A 476-nucleotide genomic window follows, 5' to 3' on the forward strand; every position below is an offset into this window, starting at 1 on the left:
CCGGGATGCGCGCCCGTGGACGGCCCGGCAAGCAGGAGCGCCAGCGCCGCGAAGACGGTGCGGGCGGCCCGCTGTCCGTCGCGCAGGACCGGTGCGCCATCGACCCCGGCCGACCGGGACGCCGTGGCGAGGCGGGACGCGATCGCGTCCTCGAGCTCGCCGACGAGCGCGAGGCCCGCGGTGCGGTGCTCGTCGGTGGCCGAGCCGAACAACAGCTCGCGCTGGTAGGCGATGACGTTGGCCGGGTTGCGCGCCGAGCTCGCCAGCACGGCCTGGACGAGCGCGTTCACCGATTCGACCGGGTCAGCGACCGCAGCCGCAGCCCGCACGCCGGTGTTGATCGCGTCGCGCAGTTCGCGGTTGTAGACCATGAGAAGCAGCTCGGCCTTGGACGAGGCGTACCGGAACACCGTGCCGACAGCCACGTCGGCGCGTTCGGCGATCTCCTGCGTCCCCACAGCGTCGAACCCGCGCTC

At 73.5% G+C, this 476-nt stretch carries 1 protein-coding gene; it reads right to left on the reverse strand.

The features are described 5' to 3' along the window. Positions 1-458: TetR/AcrR family transcriptional regulator (locus QN350_RS19795; protein WP_323517229.1), on the reverse strand; the 458-nt coding region annotated here is incomplete at its 3' end. Positions 459-476 lie beyond the last annotated feature (18 nt).

Origin of the sequence: Cryobacterium sp. 10I5, from assembly GCF_035019865.1 — a bacterium.
Taxonomy (GTDB): Bacteria; Actinomycetota; Actinomycetes; order Actinomycetales; family Microbacteriaceae; genus Cryobacterium; species Cryobacterium breve_A.